The sequence below is a fragment of the Psychrobacter sp. SWN149 genome, from assembly GCF_015864565.1.
In the GTDB taxonomy this organism is placed as follows: domain Bacteria; phylum Pseudomonadota; class Gammaproteobacteria; order Pseudomonadales; family Moraxellaceae; genus Psychrobacter.
Genome location: NZ_JADYWX010000003.1, coordinates 300684 through 318498 on the forward strand (window position 1 = coordinate 300684; position 17815 = coordinate 318498).

19 protein-coding genes and 1 tRNA gene are annotated in these 17815 nt (G+C 43.0%); 10 read left to right on the forward strand and 10 right to left on the reverse strand.

From position 1 onward, the window contains the following. Positions 1-228 precede the first annotated feature (228 nt). Positions 229-1458 (reverse strand): acetylornithine deacetylase, encoded by a 1230-nt coding sequence (argE, locus tag I6E86_RS06750; protein WP_197176377.1) that lies wholly within the window; start codon positions 1456-1458, stop codon positions 229-231. A 33-nt stretch (positions 1459-1491) separates the two neighbouring features. After that, entirely contained in the window at positions 1492-2145 is a 654-nt protein-coding gene (locus tag I6E86_RS06755; RefSeq protein ID WP_197176379.1) for a UPF0149 family protein, read from the reverse strand. 210 nt (positions 2146-2355) lie between these two features. On the opposite strand from I6E86_RS06755, the gene I6E86_RS06760 reads away from it, so the two are divergent. Continuing rightward, entirely contained in the window at positions 2356-2796 is a 441-nt protein-coding gene (locus I6E86_RS06760; protein ID WP_194364658.1) for a hypothetical protein, read from the forward strand. A 212-nt stretch (positions 2797-3008) separates the two neighbouring features. After that, positions 3009-3455: a cell division protein ZapA gene (locus I6E86_RS06765; protein WP_197176380.1), complete on the forward strand. Its 447-nt coding sequence runs from the start codon at positions 3009-3011 to the stop codon at positions 3453-3455. 77 nt (positions 3456-3532) lie between these two features. Here I6E86_RS06765 and I6E86_RS06770 read toward each other — a convergent pair whose 3' ends face one another. From I6E86_RS06770 to I6E86_RS06785, 4 genes are all read right to left on the reverse strand, one after another. Then, a complete protein-coding gene (locus tag I6E86_RS06770) occupies positions 3533-3796 on the reverse strand; it encodes a hypothetical protein (protein ID WP_197176622.1) in 264 nt (87 codons plus the stop codon). Positions 3797-4153: 357 nt separating this feature from the next. Further along, the gene (glyS, locus tag I6E86_RS06775; protein WP_197176381.1) at positions 4154-6247 is read right to left on the reverse strand and encodes a glycine--tRNA ligase subunit beta; all 2094 of its coding nucleotides are present in this window, start codon (positions 6245-6247) and stop codon (positions 4154-4156) included. Between the two features lie 9 nt (positions 6248-6256). Beyond that, positions 6257-7258, reverse strand: a complete 1002-nt coding sequence (glyQ, locus tag I6E86_RS06780; RefSeq protein WP_197176624.1) for a glycine--tRNA ligase subunit alpha — start codon at positions 7256-7258, stop codon at positions 6257-6259. 474 nt (positions 7259-7732) lie between these two features. Continuing rightward, a complete protein-coding gene (locus I6E86_RS06785; protein ID WP_194364655.1) occupies positions 7733-7945 on the reverse strand; it encodes a PspC domain-containing protein in 213 nt (70 codons plus the stop codon). A gap of 577 nt (positions 7946-8522) precedes the next feature. Here I6E86_RS06785 and nadR point away from each other — a divergent pair. The 3 genes from nadR to I6E86_RS06800 all read left to right on the forward strand — a co-directional run bounded on the left by nadR (position 8523) and on the right by I6E86_RS06800 (position 11092). Beyond that, positions 8523-9599: a multifunctional transcriptional regulator/nicotinamide-nucleotide adenylyltransferase/ribosylnicotinamide kinase NadR gene (gene nadR / locus I6E86_RS06790; RefSeq protein ID WP_197176382.1), complete on the forward strand. Its 1077-nt coding sequence runs from the start codon at positions 8523-8525 to the stop codon at positions 9597-9599. 112 nt (positions 9600-9711) lie between these two features. Next, positions 9712-10443: a nicotinamide riboside transporter PnuC gene (gene pnuC, locus I6E86_RS06795; RefSeq protein ID WP_197176383.1), complete on the forward strand. Its 732-nt coding sequence runs from the start codon at positions 9712-9714 to the stop codon at positions 10441-10443. Positions 10444-10654: 211 nt separating this feature from the next. Continuing rightward, on the forward strand, positions 10655-11092 hold the full coding sequence (locus tag I6E86_RS06800) for a DUF962 domain-containing protein (RefSeq protein WP_197176384.1): 438 nt from the start codon (positions 10655-10657) through the stop codon (positions 11090-11092). A 163-nt stretch (positions 11093-11255) separates the two neighbouring features. Here the strand turns inward: I6E86_RS06800 and I6E86_RS06805 are convergent, their stop codons facing one another. Together I6E86_RS06805 and I6E86_RS06810 are read right to left on the reverse strand one after the other, a co-directional pair. Next, positions 11256-11867: a nitroreductase family protein gene (locus I6E86_RS06805; RefSeq protein ID WP_197176385.1), complete on the reverse strand. Its 612-nt coding sequence runs from the start codon at positions 11865-11867 to the stop codon at positions 11256-11258. A gap of 109 nt (positions 11868-11976) precedes the next feature. Then, entirely contained in the window at positions 11977-12690 is a 714-nt protein-coding gene (locus I6E86_RS06810; RefSeq protein WP_197176386.1) for a pirin family protein, read from the reverse strand. Positions 12691-12999: 309 nt separating this feature from the next. On the opposite strand from I6E86_RS06810, the gene I6E86_RS06815 reads away from it, so the two are divergent. Further along, positions 13000-13905, forward strand: a complete 906-nt coding sequence (locus I6E86_RS06815; RefSeq protein ID WP_197176388.1) for a LysR family transcriptional regulator — start codon at positions 13000-13002, stop codon at positions 13903-13905. A 243-nt stretch (positions 13906-14148) separates the two neighbouring features. On the opposite strand, the gene I6E86_RS06820 is transcribed toward I6E86_RS06815, so the two are convergent. Then, a tRNA-Gly gene (locus I6E86_RS06820) sits at positions 14149-14223 on the reverse strand. A gap of 544 nt (positions 14224-14767) precedes the next feature. On the opposite strand from I6E86_RS06820, the gene I6E86_RS06825 reads away from it, so the two are divergent. The 4 genes from I6E86_RS06825 to I6E86_RS06840 all read left to right on the forward strand — a co-directional run bounded on the left by I6E86_RS06825 (position 14768) and on the right by I6E86_RS06840 (position 17149). Beyond that, on the forward strand, positions 14768-15580 hold the full coding sequence (locus I6E86_RS06825; protein ID WP_197176390.1) for a M48 family metallopeptidase: 813 nt from the start codon (positions 14768-14770) through the stop codon (positions 15578-15580). Between the two features lie 236 nt (positions 15581-15816). After that, positions 15817-16137 (forward strand): BolA family protein, encoded by a 321-nt coding sequence (locus I6E86_RS06830; protein WP_197176391.1) that lies wholly within the window; start codon positions 15817-15819, stop codon positions 16135-16137. Positions 16138-16194: 57 nt separating this feature from the next. Further along, positions 16195-16554, forward strand: a complete 360-nt coding sequence (locus I6E86_RS06835; protein WP_197176392.1) for a SirB2 family protein — start codon at positions 16195-16197, stop codon at positions 16552-16554. Positions 16555-16747: 193 nt separating this feature from the next. Then, complete coding sequence (locus tag I6E86_RS06840; protein ID WP_197176393.1) at positions 16748-17149, forward strand: hypothetical protein; 402 nt, start codon at positions 16748-16750, stop codon at positions 17147-17149. A gap of 147 nt (positions 17150-17296) precedes the next feature. On the opposite strand, the gene trxC is transcribed toward I6E86_RS06840, so the two are convergent. Then, a complete protein-coding gene (gene trxC, locus I6E86_RS06845) occupies positions 17297-17731 on the reverse strand; it encodes a thioredoxin TrxC (protein ID WP_197176394.1) in 435 nt (144 codons plus the stop codon). Between the last annotated feature and the right edge of the window lie 84 nt (positions 17732-17815).

Here is a 17815-nt window from a genome sequence, read left to right on the forward strand (position 1 = left end):
ACCGCCATTTAGGCGGTATTATTTATACTTACTCATATTATATACTTATGTCTAGGGCGTGTCCTCATTTTAAAAATGGTGATAAAAATGAGATAAATTGTAGTCAAACAAGGAAAATAGCGCAGATATTAGTCAGCTATTTGACGCCGTTTGGCAAGATTTAGCCATTTTTAACCCATTTAGATGACTGTCGATTGAATTGAGGACATGCCCTAGTATTTTAATACATTATTTAATGGTGCAGCTGTCTAGCAATTTCTGCAAAAAGGCATCACAGCGTGTCATCTCACTTAGCTCAACATATTCATCTGCTTTGTGAGCCTGCTCAATACTGCCAGGGCCACAGATAATCGTTGGAATGCCCGCATTGGTAAACTGACCACCTTCTGTCGCATAAGCCACTTTTTGGCGTTCGTCATCCCCTGTCAGTGCCGCTATCAATAATTGCAACTCAGCGCTGTCGTTATCGGTCATTGCCGGTACACTGACTTCTTGTAATAGCTCAATACCCGTCTCTGGCGCGCGTGCTTGCATCTGTGCCGTTAGCTCTGCCACCTTTATTTGAATTGGCTCTAGGATATCGTCTTGTGTCATGTGCGGCAGGTTACGATAATCAAAGGTAAACTCACACAAATTGGGCACGATGTTTGTCGCTGTGCCGCCTTGTATCGTACCGACTGATAATGTTGAATAAGGCACCGTGAACAGCGTATCACCATCATCACGAGCGCTAAGCGTTTCTGCCAATTCATCCACATAACCAACCAAGCGACTGGCATAGCTAATGGCATTGACCCCTTGCGCTGTCAACGATGAATGTGCTGACTTGCCATGCACGCGGCAACGATAAATGGAGATGCCTTTGTGCGCCACCACCATTGCCATATTGGTCGGCTCACCCACGATACAATAGTCAGGCGTGATACCACGTGCCTTTAGGTCAGCCAATATCAATGGCGCACCCAAACAGCCAACCTCTTCGTCGAACGACAAAGCCAAATGCAGCGGGCGACGCAGTTGACCGCTATTTGACAGCTGCACTGCCTGTGGCAATAGACTCAGCGCACAAGCGATAAAGCCTTTCATGTCACAAGACCCGCGGCCATATAGCTTGTCACCACGAATCGTCGCAATGAATGGATCTGACGCCCAGTCTTGACCATCGACGGGTACAACGTCGGTATGACCAGACAAGACCAGACCATTATTCACGATATCAGCGTTTTTGCCCGCAGGTACTGTAACAAACAAATTGGCCTTGGTTTTAGCATCGTTAAAGGTCAAATCGACTGTCAAACCCAATTGCTCACAATACGCTTTCACGTCTTCAATGAGTGCTAAGTTTGAGTGGCGACTGACCGTATCAAAGGCGATAAGGCGCGTCAGCCAATCGAGACTTTGCTTGGGATACACCGTACTGTTCGGCTGAACATCATTACTATTAACATTCTTAGTCATAAAACATCCTTATTATGAGGTGTCAAATTCGCCTTACGATGGATTATTTTGATTCATCGCATCAACCACTGGTGGCATTGGCTTTGGCAACTTTCCTTCTGCTTGTCGCTCTTTGGTGGTTTTTGCATCGATAGACAGTCCAGCGATCAGCGCGATGTCTTTGACGGCCTTGCGCTTACGTGTGGCAAAACTGACTGGTACCATGCGCGCAAATTCATAGATATAAAGATAAGACTCTTCGCCACCTTCAAAATCTTCGTCGTCTTCTAAGCGAATGCCACCGATTTTGGCCAAATCAGACAGCATCTCATTTTCTTCTTTGGTGAGGCCACAGTCGGTGATACCAAAACCGGTCATAAAGCCGTTCGCCCACTGTTTCAATGCCATCACGCGCTCGTATAAGTCATGTTCATCATCTGGCACCAGCGGTGTATAAGAATACGCATCATCCTTATCTTTGAGCTGGAATACAGTGTCTTCAGCTTCTTCTGTCAACAAGGTCAAGGCTTCGTCAGGTAGCGATGAAAAGCTCAGCTCTTCAAACACCTTAGCCCAGACGGCCTCATCAGGGGCATTGCAAGCCGTCATCAGCCCTGTCATCATGCCATGCACCTCACTGATAGACACATCGGTCCAATCGTCAAACGCAGTCAACCAAGTGTTCCAGCCAGAGATATTATCATTCATAATAGAGATCCTAGTAATTGATTTGCTTATAAAATAAAAACAGTCGCTGTAAGATGTCTTAGACAAATCACCCACGAATAAAAGTAAAAATACCAAGCCTCATGCTTGTAATTACTTTGTTGATATAGATATTATGCGGTCACCTATGGCATTATTAAATGCAGCGAACAAAACTCATTCACGCTTACTTGTTAAGGATAAAAACTGACTATGTATGACCAACTTAGAATATTAGAAAAAATGGTACTCGACATCAAAAAACAGTATCAGCTTGTCAGTGCTGAACTTAGCAGCCTAAAACAACATCCTGTTACTGATTCAAAAGAGTTCACCGCCCTAAAAACCAAGCTTGATACCAGTCACAGCGAACGTGATGCTGCTAAAAAACAATTGAATGATCTCGACAAGCGCTATCAAAGCCTAGCAGAAGCGCATCATATGATTGGTGAAGATCAAGACAAACAACAAAAAGAAATCAGCCAATTGCAACAACAAAATAGCGACCTGCAAAAGCATAATAACGAACTCAAACAGCAATACAGTGATATCAAACAACAGAACAGTGAGCTGCAAAAGAAAAACCAGCTGGCAGCTGAACGTACACAAGTGGTGCTACAACGTCTCACGCTGATTGACCAAGCGGAAGGTTAATCGTTAGCGATAACGGATGATACAAACAAACCGTTCATCTAGCTACTCAGCACGACCTGTCATACTCGTATAGTCGGTTCAATATAATTTCGATACAAAGGAACCGAGTGCAAGTTATACATTAGTATGCTTAGCGAGGATGACGACGTAGCGGATTTATATAGATTTGACTATATCACTTATTTCATTGACCACATACGCTAGGATTAATCATGACTGATGACCAAAAAAAACTGATAGAAAAACAGCCAAACAATAACCAAGCGCAAGATATAAGGGCGCAATCTCAAAAAACCAACTCTACCGGAGCAGGCACAGCCAGCACAGTATCTCAAGCAACAATCAAACCGACTAAGCCTGTTGAGCCACAAATCAAAAAGGTCGATATCGCGATTGCAGGTGTGACCTACCCCATCTATTGCCCAGTACACGAGCAAGAAGAGCTAATGTCAGCGGTCTCTTATATCAATAATCACGCCCTTGATCTAAAAAAAGAAGCGCCTAGCCTCAGTCAGGAGAGTCTATTGGTACTGTGCTGCTTGAATTTGTATGAAAAAATCCATGCCAATCAAAGAAGTGACGAAGATCGTATGCAGCAAAGCAAACAATCTGAAGCATTACTCAATAAAATCATGAAAGACGCACACTCTATTCTGTAAACGCATCGTACTTTATTAAGCCAATAAGCGCCTAGCCAATAAAGCTAAGCGCTTTTTTATGTCAGTCACTTATCTACTTAAGCATAAGGTTTGTAAGTCTTGCCCGCGTGAAAGTCTGCTTGATGTTCATAGTTGCAAAAGAACAACTCCTGACTGCTTTTAACATCAGCTTCAGTATTACTATCGCTATCTATCGCCACGCTACCGGTTTCGAGTACACCGCGATATTCAGCCAAGTTGTTGCAACAAAAATTACACTGGCGCGGTGTGGTCACATCACCTTCTTTTGGCATCATGCTTTTGGGTGCGCGTGGGTACATAAACTTATAAAAAGCCCACATCGATGCCCAAATAATGAGGATAACAATCATAACGGCAAACACGGCAGTGCTCCTTCAATGAGGGTTAAACGTGAGAAATAATAGAAACGGCTCAGCAACTGATTATTCGTGACGTTTTAATAAGATAAATTTTACCGTCAATAATAGCGATAATACAATGCCTTTACCGTTTAATTGCTGATGACACTGAATTGTCGAATAAATTCACTGAATGACACTTCTAAAAAATGGCTGTGCTCATAAATGACCGTACCAACTAATGACGCTGCTTTATAAAAGAAAAACCTGGCCATGATAAGCCAGGTTTTTCTTTAAAAACAATAATCAGGTTAAAATAACAATCAGCTTTTAGCAGAACTACAGTTGTAGCTCGCTGATATCAGCCACAGTCAAGAACAACGCACGAACCTGCTTTAGCAATGCCAAGCGATTGCTTTTAAGTGCAGCGTCTTCACTATTGACCATTACTTGATCAAAGAACTGTGTCAACGGCTCATCTAAGCTAGCAAGCGTTTGCAATACTTGCGTATAGTCAGCCTGCTCAAGTAATGGTTGTACCACTGTCTGTGCTTGCTTCACATTCGCATACAAATTTTGCTCAGCAGTCTCAGATAGTAGCGCTTCGTCGACTGTATCAGCCACGCTCACTTCTGATTTGGCCAATATATTGGCAACACGTTTGTTTGAGTCAGCCAACATCGATGCTTGTGACAGCTCGCTAAATGCTTGCACGGCACGGATACGCTGATCAAAATCAAGTGGCATATGCGGGTTAATCGCTTGTACTGCCTGAATCGTATCGACGCTAACGCCTTGCTCTGTATACATCGCACGATAGCGCGAGTTCAAGAATGCCATGACTTGGGTAAAAGTATCGCCCATTTTTTCAATCTTGCTACCTTCAGCATCGCTATAGCCTTTAATCGCTTGCTCAACGAGCGCTACCAGATTAATTGGCAACTGCTTTTCAATCAAAATACGCAAGATACCGATAGCAGAACGACGTAGGCTGAACGGATCTTTTGAACCCGTCGGTGCTTGGTCAATCGCAAAAATACCAACCAGCGTGTCCAAGCGGTCAGCCAATGCTAGGCAAATACCAATTGGTGTTTGTGGTAATACATCACCGCTGAATTTCGGCAGATATTGCTCTTCTAAACTGGCTGCGACCGCTTCTGGCTCGTTATTCAAACGCGCATAATACGTACCAGCGATACCTTGCAATTCAGGATACTCACCAACCAGTGAGCTGGCCAAATCTGCTTTGGATAAGATACCCGCACGTACGGTTTCATCAATATTAATATCAATACCTTGCTGCTGCATCAAGGTAGCAACGAACGCTGCAAGCTTAGCAATACGCTCAGACTTCTCCCAGATTGTACCCAATTTGTCTTGGAATACACGATTTTTCAGGCTCTCAGTCAACGCAAATAATGGCTGTTTTTGATCTTGTAAGAAGAAAAACTCTGCATCAGCCAAACGTGGACGCACGACTTTTTCATTACCTTCAATAATCTGATTAGGATCTTTTGACTCAATATTGGTAATAAAAATAAAGTACGGCTGCAACTTGCCAGCCTTATCGGTTAAGCAAAAATACTTTTGATCCGCTTGCATGGTCGAGATAAGTGCTTCTTGCGGTACTTGTAAAAAGCGTGCTTCAAAGCTTGCTCGTAGCGCAATGGGGAAATCAACCAATGCGGTGACTTCATCCAATAAATTCTGCGGTACGATGGCATCTGAATTGACTTCATCTGCTAATGCTTTGACTTGGTTCTTGATCAGCATTTGACGCTTATCAAAATCCACTACTACCTTTAGACCATCGAGCAGTTGCTCATAGTCGTTGGCATGAGCAATACTATGGTAGTCAGGGCTATGGAAGCGATGACCACGGGTTTGTGTGCCTGTCTGGTGTCCTTGAATGCTCGCATCAATGACAGTACTATCTTGCATCAATACCGCCCACTGGACGGGACGCACAAATTCATTGCGACTCGCACCTGAACGCATACGTTTGGCTATCGGCAAATTATCTAACGCCATCTGGAAAATAGCAGGCAGTAGCTCAGTAGTTGCTTGACCCTGAATAGTTTGTTCAAAGCCAACATAATCGCCTTTATCAGTGTTAATAGTCGTCAGCTCACTGGCTTCAATACCCAAACCTTTAGCGAAACCTATGGCCGCGCGGGTTGGATTACCCTCTGCATCGAATGCTGCTTTAATCGCAGGGCCACGTTTTTGCTCAGTGCGATCTGGCTGTTTGTCGCTAATACCTTGAATCTGAATCGCCAAACGACGCGGAGCAGCAAATGCTTTAATGCTATCAAAGGTAATATCTGCTGCCGTCAACTGCTCGGTGACGCTGGTTTGTAGCGCATCACGTAATGGTTTTAAGCTCTTTGGAGGTAGCTCTTCACACCCCAGTTCAAATAGAATAGTACTCATGGGATGCTCCTATTTATCGTTAGTAGATTGTTTAGTGTCAGTACTTTCTTTTGCTATGCTGTCTACCGCTAAGCTTTCTGCTGCCACGTCTTCTTTTGGCAAATACTTATCGAGCGCCGCTTGACGATGTTCTTCATCTGCCAATGGAAAGCCCAATTTGGCGCGTGCTTCGACATAACCAAAAGCAACTTTACGAGCAAGGGTACGTACACGTAGGATAAAACGCTGACGCTCAGTCACTGAAATAGCGCCGCGTGCATCAAGCAAGTTAAACGCATGAGATGCTTTTAATACCATCTCATAGGCTGGTAGTGGCAATCCTGCCTCAACCAACTTGTCGGCTTGTTGCTCATAAAAATCAAACATCTGCCCCATCATTGGCACATCAGCGTGCTCAAAATTATAGGTAGACTGCTCGACTTCGTTTTGATGGAAGACATCACCGTACGTGACACGGCCAAACTCACCATCTGCCCAGACCAAATCATAGACGCTATCGACGCCTTGTACATACATCGCCAAGCGCTCAAGACCGTATGTTATTTCACCAGTGACTGGGAAACACTCTATACCACCGACTTGCTGGAAGTACGTAAACTGCGTCACTTCCATACCGTTTAGCCAAATCTCCCAACCAAGTCCCCACGCACCAAGCGTTGGCGACTCCCAGTTGTCTTCTACAAAGCGCACATCATGCACCAATGGATCAATACCAATGGCTCGTAGTGAGTCTAAATATAGCTCTTGGATATTAGGTGGATTCGGTTTTAGTACAACTTGGAACTGATAATAATGCTGTAAGCGGTTTGGATTGTCACCATAACGCCCATCCGTAGGACGGCGAGATGGCTGAACATAGGCAGCATTCCAGCGCTCAGGGCCTAGCGAACGCAAGAACGTCGCGGTGTGAAAGGTACCTGCACCGACCTCCATATCATAAGGCTGCAATATCACGCAGCCCTTATCAGCCCAATAATTCTGTAGGGTTAGGATTAAATCTTGAAACGTCATCGGTTGAGCATCTTTATCTTGTGTCATCGAGGTTGTCGCTTGGGATGTTGTAGTTTCGGTTTTCATAGTAAAGTCACTGTGAAATGAGGATAATTAAATAAATCTCTGATAGCACTCGTCTGCCTATTTGGCAACGACTCTATTTGCCTGCTCACCTTACTAAAAATTGACTATTTTATCCATATTTACGTCAACTAAATTTGCATAGCTGACACAAATACTCAGTTATACGAGTGATTTGTGAGCAAATCGCCATAGAAAAAGTGCTGGTATGATAAATAAAAAAATACCCAAATGCGTTAGCATTCGGGCAGGAGGAAAATTGTGTCTTGGGCATCCTGATTATTCAGGCTTTTTATTTTTTGGAGGACTGCTTTTCGGTTGATTACTTTTAACGTAGCTTTTTTAGTTTCGTTTCTTTCAATGCAACTTCGATTCTTTATCTACTTTTTACAGACAGTTATCAGGATAACTTTACTGATAAGACTGACTGTTGGCTTTTGGCATCACTATCCATAAAACAATATAGATTAAGATACCGGGTACTGCTGCGCTCAGTGATGAGATGATAACGAACAATAATCTCACCCATGTCGGCGACCAACCTGCGTACTCTGCGATACCGCCCATCACACCCGCGATCATACGATTGTTTTGCGAGCGATGTAATTTTGCTAACTTAGCCAAATCAAATACCTCTCTATTTTCTATTCTCGTTTATTATTTATTATTTATTATTTATTCTATTTTTCTGCTTATCTTGCTTATTCGAACTAAAAGTAATCTTGCTCTGCTAACTTACGATTCAGTATATCAACTATTAGATATTAATCTGTTGAAGGTATAGACGTACTTTGTGAGTTTATGATACCTAAGCTTGCCCGAACCTGTCGTACCACCCTGCAAACCCCTGATTTTAAATAGTTATTTCAAAATGTTTCAAAACTAGCTTTGTTGCTAAATTCTTACAACTGCTCTTTATGTAACTAATTATTTTTTAATTTAATCAAAGAGATAAGTGGCATTTTGATAGCGATGATGACTGTTAAAAATCTCTAATTACCAAAAAATCACTGTTAGCGTGTTACTTCTAGATGCGCAGAAAGATTGCTGATGAAAATATAATAATCTGTAGAAAAGTAAGATTTACAATAACCTACCTGTAAATCCCTTAAAACCTTTATACCATGCTGATGAACAGCTTAGGTTTTAGCTGACTTATCATCAAACCTGAGATAAATATAAAACAATAACAAGGATGACTATGTACGACACTGGATTGATGATTGGGCATTTTGAGCCCCTACACTTGGGACAGATGCGCAGTATATTGGATGCAGCAGGACAAGCCAAAACCTTACATATCGTCATTATGGCGCATCCATCACCGCATCCAGACTTTACTATCACCTTACAAGACAAAGCGCGCTGGCTACAAATGGCCTGTGCAGATTTGCCCTTTATTCATATTCACACCACTCATGAGATCGAGCTGCCGCTTCATGAACACCTCTACAATGCGAATGAGGATGTCAGCGCCAGTGAGTATGTCAGTATCGATATCGCTGCTAGCAATACCAAGTTGCAACGTTTAATAGACGCTTTATCACTATCAGCAGAGACTGTATTGTTTATGGCTGACGACCATCCACTCACGCAAAATGATGTACAAGACCAGTTACTTTTGCGTGTGGTCACGACACCGCTACAGCCTGAGTTTGACTCTTATGCGATTGCTCGTGATCCGGTAGCGCATTGGTCAGCGATTCATCCACAAGCACGCGCCGATTATACCAAGACCGTCGCTATCGTCGGCGGAGAAAGCTCAGGCAAGACAACGCTAGTACATAAGCTTGCTAATTACTACGGTGCCAGCTTTGCCCTAGAGATGGGACGCCTATATGTCAGCACCGATTTGGGTGGTAGCGAGGTCGGATTACAGTACAGTGATTATGGTCCTATTTGTCTCGACCATGCTGAGGCAATCCGAGAAGCCAAAGCCCGCGCGACTGCCCCTATCACTATCGTTGATACTGACTTTGTGACTACGCAAGCCTTTTGTGAAGAGTATGAGGGTCGTACGCAGCCTTTTGTGGCTGCTTGTATTGATGAGTTCCGTTTAGACCATACCATCATGCTAGATAACAATACGCCATGGGTTGATGATGGTATGCGCTCTTTAGGGACGCCTGAGGCACGCGGACGCTTTGAGCAGCGTTTGATAGATATTTTTGCACGTCACGATATTGCGCCGCATATGATTGATCAGCCTGACTATGACGCTCGCTATCAACAAGCGTTACTATTGATTAATCGATATATCTATGGCAAAAAATCATAACGTGCACTGAGCATATTTATAATAACAATTTATTCAGCTAGCACATGTTATTCAACTAGCACATGACAGTTAGCACTATATTGATATCAGTATTTACTTTAGGGGAAAAGCAATGCGTATTCAGCTATTGGACAACATCACCGGAAAATGGGCAATGCAATGGATTGTCATTTGGTTTATTTGCGGTGTTATTGCTTTGTCCGCAGGTTTTTGGCTCACGACAGACCATACTACGCTTGATTGGTTTTATTTGGCGGTCTCGTTTATTGGCTTGGTTTGCGTAGTGTCACTGTCATTCCGCAAAAACGTCATGGGCAATGGCTTTGGTATGGGGGCAACCGCAGGCGAAGTCATCGTACAGGCAACGTCTGGCGCAGTAGGCTTAATGCTTGCACCACTTTTTAACTTTTTTACCCACGTCTACGGCATCTTCTATTGGTCAAAGCACACCGATCCTGATGGCGATATGATCCCCAAGTCAGCGAGCAAAGCGGTTTGGTTGATTACCGCTGCATTTATTGCCATTGGTCTTGCCCTTTTTCCAACGGTAAATGACTTGCTCACAAGCTATGGCTACGCAGTGGTAGCAGATGATAACAGTCTGTTTTTAGGGTTTATTTCTTTCTTTTGGATCAACGTGATTGCGTTTGTACTATCCATCACAGCTCAGGCGGCAATGATTCTGCGTTATTCATTTAACTGGTGGTTATGGATTATCGTTAACTTTGTTTGGCTCATCGTGAACCTCATGTCTGGTAACTATATTTTTGCTATCCAGACCATGGTGTATCAAGTAAACGCCTTTATCGGTCTTTATGAATGGCATCGTAGCGAACAAGGATAACGCATCTCTTATAGAAAAAGTCCCTTGCGAATTTTGAATAAAACCTTGCGGATATAGTGCTAGTAATACAACAGTATCTGACTGAGCCGTCTATCAGATGACATGGTGGACTGGCGCAATTAATGCTACAACTGATACTAAGCATACTATGAATACTTAGAGCATTATCGAATATCTGCTACTGATGTTCATTACTAACAGGGAGGTTAATATGTCTCGTCGTCAACCAAAAATGTCCAAACGTACGCTAGAGCAGTGGCTCAGTGAGTACGCTGTCAGTCACCAGAACTTAGTGAATAAAAAAATACATTGGCTATGTGTGCCGACTATTTTTGTCAGTCTGCTGGGTATGGGCATGTCGTTATCTGTGTGGTTTACCTTGGTGCTTAGCGCCTTGGTGTTGTTGTTCTATATACGCTTATCGACGCCACTGTTTTTAGCGATGGGCATGTTTATTCTTATCTGTTTGTCAGTGATGGCCGTCATGCCATGGGGATTTAAAGCATGGGCAGCGGTCTTTATCGTCGCTTGGATTGGACAATTCATCGGTCATAAAATCGAAGGGGAAAAGCCCTCATTTCTTAAAGACTTACAGTTCTTATTAATCGGTCCAGCATGGGTGGCCAACAGTTTGATGCAGCGTAAGTAGTTATTAGGATTTTTGCGCACAAGCGTCACAAAATTGCAAAATACTTAGAATACCCCGCCCGATCAAAACTTGTTCTTTTAAATACATAAAAAGCCACCTGATGATCCATCAGGTGGCTTTTTTACACAGACTTTTTTACATTGCCTTCTTATGAAGTATAGCGTTATGCACCAAAAACTTTCATACGCTCATCAACTGGCTTGAATGCTTTGTCCCCTGCTGGCTGCTCAATCTTACCAAATACCATCTGTGCATTTAGGGCCCAGTCCTGATCGATGTTCCAAGTACTGGCCACTTTTTGATCGATTACTGGATTGTAGTGCTGTAAGTTTGCGCCAACATTGATACTGGCCAATGCTGTCCAGATGACGTATTGATGCATGGCACTGGTCTGTGTTGCCCAGATTGGGAAATTGTCAGCGTATAGTGGCGCTGCTGCTTGCATGCCTCTCACGACTGCCTGATCTTCAAAGAACAGTACCGTACCAGCACCGCGGCGGAACCCACCAATCTTATCCTTGGTCGCTTGGAATTTTTCTTCATCACCGACGATTTCGCGCAATGCGTCTTTAGTCATATCCCATAGCTTACGATGGTCATCACCGAACAATACAACGATGCGCGTTGATTGCGAGTTAAATGATGATGGCGTGTGCAAAATGGCATGCTCAACCAGTTTCACGACTTCGTCATTAGATACTGGTAGCTGGTCGCTTAGCGCATAGATAGAACGACGTTTTTCTGCAAGCTGCTGTAGGGTTGTTAGGTCTGACATAGTGTTTCTCCACGTTGTTGGTAAAATCGTTGTTAATAAAAATAATTTTTAATATGAGTAATTGTTAGTATAAACATTCTAATTGATGGACTTCTTTGCTATCCAATGACTATATAAACAGCGGCACTTCCATCACCAGTACTCTGGTAGCTGCTTCTACATTCATAGTAAAACTCTTAGTATCCCAGATACCGAGACCATCACGAGTAGATAAAGTATTGCTCTCTATCACGACTTCACCGCTGATGACAAATACGTAGACACCATTGTTAGAATCATTTAACTGATAAGTTTGCGATATACCTTCGTCAAAATCACCCATGCTAAACCAAGCATTTTGATGAATCCAAACGCCAGCATCATCGGCATTAAGTGACAACACTTGGCTAAACTCATTAGGCTGTATGAGTGCGTTCATATCTACTTGCTGATAGCGAGGGGTGACGTTCATTTTGTTTGGCATGACCCAAATTTGTAAAAACTTCATGGCCTCTTCGTTGTCACCATTCATCTCACTATGGGTAATACCTGTACCCGCTGACATGACTTGAATCTCACCCGTCTCAATCACACCTTCATTACCAATGCTATCACCATGAGCGAGCTTGCCTGCTAGGGGAATACTGATAATCTCCATATCGCGGTGAGAGTGTTTACCAAACCCGCGACCACCAATGACAAAATCATCGTTGATAACGCGTAAGGCTCCAAAGCCCATACGCTCGGGATTATGGTAATTGGCAAAACTAAAGGTATGACGACTTTTGAGCCAGCCGTGATTGGCATCACCACGAGAATCTGCTGCATGATAGATCGTTTTCATAATTTATCCTTAGGTATCAACAGATTAATCCTCTATATACTTATTATCGATTAACCCGTTTAAACAATAACCCTATTATAATTGTTGACTATAACTAGATAAATAAGGATAAATGCAAATAACTATTCTTCTTATCAGAACAATAAGACCTCAATACCGTCATTAAACTGTCATTAAACTGTCATTAAAATATCCATAGAATGATGTGAGTATCTACCTTAACTTGTGCTATAAAACTCGTAGCAATTACAATCAGCAACAATTAAAATCATTAGTTCTCGTTATGGGAACAATCAGAAGGTGTCGATAATGGGACAGTTAGAAGACATGGCAATGTTTGTACGCGTTGTCGATGCAGGCAGTATCACCAAAGCTGCAGAGCAACTCAACATTGCAAAATCAGCCGTCAGCCGCCGTCTCAAAGAATTAGAGACGCGTCTAGGCAGTCAATTAATCAGTCGTACCACGCGCCAATCAAAACTGACACAGGCCGGTGAACATTACTATCAACAAGTGACCCATATCTTGAGTGCCGTCGATGCGCTCAATGAGGACACCAGCGACGCGCCAACCCGTGTTGAAGGCACGCTCAAGATGACCGCACCTCTATCATTTGGCATCATGCACCTGACCGATGTGATTGATGAATATGCCAAGCAGCATCCTAGCTTACGATTTGAGCTGGACTTTTCTGATCGGCGTATCGATTTGATTGAAGAAGGCTATGAATTGGCCATTCGGATTGGAGAGCTGCGCGATTCGAGCTATCAAGCCAAGCAGCTGGCGTTGATTCGTTGTGTGATTTGCGCCAGTCCTGACTATCTGAAGAAAATGGGCACGCCTGAGACAATAGGAGCGTTAGCAGGACATGATTTTTTGGAATACAGTCTTGGTCAGACAGGTAAGATAGAGCTAGTAGATGCGCATGGTCAGCATCATTATCACGTGATGAATGCCAAAATTAAGGCTACTAATGGGGAATTTTTGATTGATCTCGCTGTCAAAGGTCACGGCATCATCGCTATCCCGACCTTTCTTGCCTACAAAAAACTGGCGCGCGGTGAGCTGCTGCCTATCTTGCAACAGTATCAATTGACCACATTGAATGCTTATGCGGTATATCCAAAAAACCGTTTTTTATCTCAGCGCTGCCGTTACCTAATTGATTTTATTGCAGAGCGATTCGGTGACGAGCCCTATTGGGATCAGTTCTAATCAAGCTTTAACGAAACTAACATACCGTCAATACGAAACAATGCCGATATAAATAATGGAGTACAAACGATACATTCGTAAGGCTAGCAAGACAGACGCTGTAGCGGTATGGGTATGCTAACGAGTAGACCCTATAAGTGGTTTATATCTATCGTTCTGTCTAATTTGGAAGATATTTTGCATAAAAAAACCCTCACTTCTTATGATAAGAAGTGAGGGTTTAGTGCTTTTGCAAGCCATATTTGGAGCGGGAAAAGAGATTCGAACTCTCGACCCCAACCTTGGCAAGGTTATGCTCTACCACTGAGCTATTCCCGCTGATTATCGAATTGTAGTGTTGTTAACAACAACTCCGTCTCGATAGGCTGGCTATTCTATCAAATATCCTGAGTGTGTCAACATCTTTTTTAATATTTATGACCAATATTTTTGGCCTAAGCCTGTTTTTATGACTCAAATAGATATAAGCAATTGATTTAAAAAATAATTAATTTTATAAAAATTATAAGTTATTTTTTCGTCAGAAGGATAATTTGCAGCGCTGTTCTCATTGTTATACGACAGATGATATATAAATCACATGTAACCTCTCTTTATTTGGCAGAGTAATGCCATGCTGCCATGCGTTTGACTGATTTAATTCATTTACAATCAACCATTCTATTGTTACTTTTTCACTCTTGGTTTTGCTTGGTTAACATTATTATACTTATGTCTGATTGCAGTTCAGGTAGAATTTTACCATTAGAGTAGATGAGTAAGCCCTAATAAGAGGTCAATAAGGCCCCCTTTGCCATCTACAACACTGCTTTACCCTTTGTTCGTTTGTAGGTTTTTCCACTTTATAGAGAGGATATTTTTCATGAAAAAATTATTGAGTACGACGGTAATGGCCGCTTCATTGTCAGCCCTGACCTTGACTGGCTGTACCAGTACGACCAGTACTGGCGCGGTTGGTGTTGATCGTCAGCAGTTGTTATTGGTGTCTAGTGAGCAAGTATTGGCATTATCTGCCCAAAGCTATGCCAAAACACTACAAGACGCAAAATCAAAAGGTGTACTAGATACCAATACCGCTCAGCTAAACCGTTTAAAAAATATTGCGAACCGCTTGGTTGGTCAAGTTGGCGTCTACCGTGCAGATGCAGCGAAGTGGCAGTGGGAAGTACACACCATCAAGTCTAACGATCTGAATGCATTTGTGGTGCCGGGTGGTAAGATTATGTTTTATTCGGGCATCATCGATCGTCTGAACCTCACTGATGATGAGATTGCTGCCATCATGGGTCATGAAATCTCTCATGCATTACGTGAACATTCACGCGAGCGTCTGTCACGCGAGTATGCAACCCAAACGGGTATTGGTCTGGCTGCCAGTATATTTGGCTTATCACAAGGACAGGCTGAGTTAGCAGGTACTGCGGGTAATTTAGGCTTGAGCCTACCTCACAGTCGCACTCAAGAAAGCGAAGCCGATCAGATCGGTCTTGAGCTGATGGCACGTGCAGGTTATAACCCGCAGGCGGCTGTTACGCTTTGGCAAAAAATGCAAAAAGCGAGCCAAGGTGAGCCACCACAATTCCTCAGTACTCACCCAACGAGTAGCAGCCGTATCGCAGAGTTACAGTCACTGATGCCAAAAGTGACCCCACTTTATCAAAAGGCACGCCGTTAGTCGGTTCTTGCACACTGGCATCGCTACGTTGATGGTTTAGACTCTAAAAAAGCAAAGTACATACCATTTATTGTGCTTTGCTTTTTTTATGGTGAGTCAGTTATCAGATTCTCTTAGCATTCTGTCTCACTGGCGGTGTCTGTTATAATCAATCGTTAATACTATCTGTTGATTACTCAGACAAGCAGATTACAGATGACTCAGAAAAATTGAGCACAATATACTGAAGGATTATTATGAGTACCACACCCTCTGCCAATGCGCTTAACAGTGAATTACAAGCTTTAGACCCTCAGCATATTGAGCTGGTCAATGAGTCGATGAATCATGCTGGTTATTTTAAAGGCAAAGAAAGCCATTTTAAGCTAACGATCGTTAGTAAAGTCTTTGAAGGCAAGCGCTTGGTCGCTCGCCATCAGCTGGTATATGGATTAATCAATTCATTACTGACATCACAAGGTGGCCAAGTACACGCTTTGGCTATCCATGCTTATACTCCGGTAGAATGGCAAGGCCAAAGTCCTGACAGTCCATTGTGTGCTGGTCAAAACAAGTAGACCGCTACCCGCTCTACGTGTGTCTACATACTACAACTCTATAGGAAGCGATATTCGATGAAACATCTCCATATGCTAATGGCCTTGCTAACGGTTGTGCTGTTTTTGTACCAGAGCTATTTGGTACTGAGCGCAAACAGACAAGCGCCACGTGCAATCAAGATAGCTACCCATATTATTTATGCCCTACTTATTGTGTCGGGTGCGACCATGCTGATGCAACTAATGGGTGCTAATGCACCGATACAGTGGGTATTTGCCAAAATAATCTTACTCATCGCTGCGATCAGTTCTAGCATAAAAGCGTTCAAGCCAGATGCGACCCCAATACAACGAAAGACTGGTATTCTTATTGCCGCCGTTGGTTATATTGGTATCGTGATTCTTGCCTTTGCCAAGCCGGATAACTTGTTTTAGAGTACCTTATCGTATTCATTTAACTGCTAAATAGCATCCGTTCTCGATCACTACTGATGGACTGACGGCTTTAATCAGTCTATGAATAAAACAAAAGCACGGTCGGCTGGTAATATTTTTTCGATATCTTAATGATGCTATTTTTGCTATCTTAAATAGATAATATACAATCACTTAGCCCGTTGGAGCCATTATGAAAACGTTTACGACAGCGACCCTACTGGCAACAGTTGGCATGTTTGGTCTTGCAGGCTGCGCCTCTACTGGCACTATAACACCGCAGTATGTGCCTCCTAGCACTTATCAGAGCTATGATTGCCAAGCACTCAGCCAAGAATACAATCGCGTCAACCGCTACGTGGAAGCTGCACGCAATGAGCAATCTACTTTGTCAGCGTCAGGCGTGGGTGTGGGTATATCTGCAGGACGTTGGGGCATCTCGCCTAATATCAGCTTTGGGGTGGGTAAAAGCAACGATACCAAAGCGCGCGATGCAAAACTATCGAGGCTTTATGGTGAGAACGATGCAATCGTTCAATCAGCTCGTATTCAACGCTGTAGCTTCGCCAATGGCATTAAGATTTATGGTGAATAGTATTAAATAGAAAATATGCTATTGGTACTTAGTATCATAAAGCCATCGTTATGACACCATAAAAAAGCCAATACGCGATAAACGTATTGGCTTTTTGTTGGATGTAATAAAGTCAGACTTATTAAAGAGCATGTAACTCAATCATAACTACTGCAAACTTTGCACCCACTGAATGATTTGATGACTTGGCAATGCGCCTGATTGCCGTGCCACCTCCCTACCGTTCCTAAAAGCGACCATCGTCGGTAAGCTGCGAATATTATAGGGCGCTGCTGCTTGCTCGTATTTGTCGGTTTGGATTTTGGCAAAGACCACCTGAGGCAGTTGACTGGCAGCAACCTTAAACTCTGGTGCCATCATGAGACATGGCTGACACCAGCTTGCCCAAAAGTCTACAATGGTCAATACCTCATTTTTTTGAATGACTTTATTAGCTGTCTGCGCATTCAGCTCACGTGGGCTAGCTGTCAGCAATGCTTGACTGCATTTACCGCATTTCGGATCAGCACTGAGACGTGTAGCAGGTATACGATTGGTTGCTTGACAATGTGGGCACACTAAATGAAAACTTTGTTCGCTCATTACTTGATTCCTATTTTAATTATTCTAATCGTTTTGTTATCTTAAATACTCTAATGCTTTGCTCTAAAAGCTATTTGCATTGAT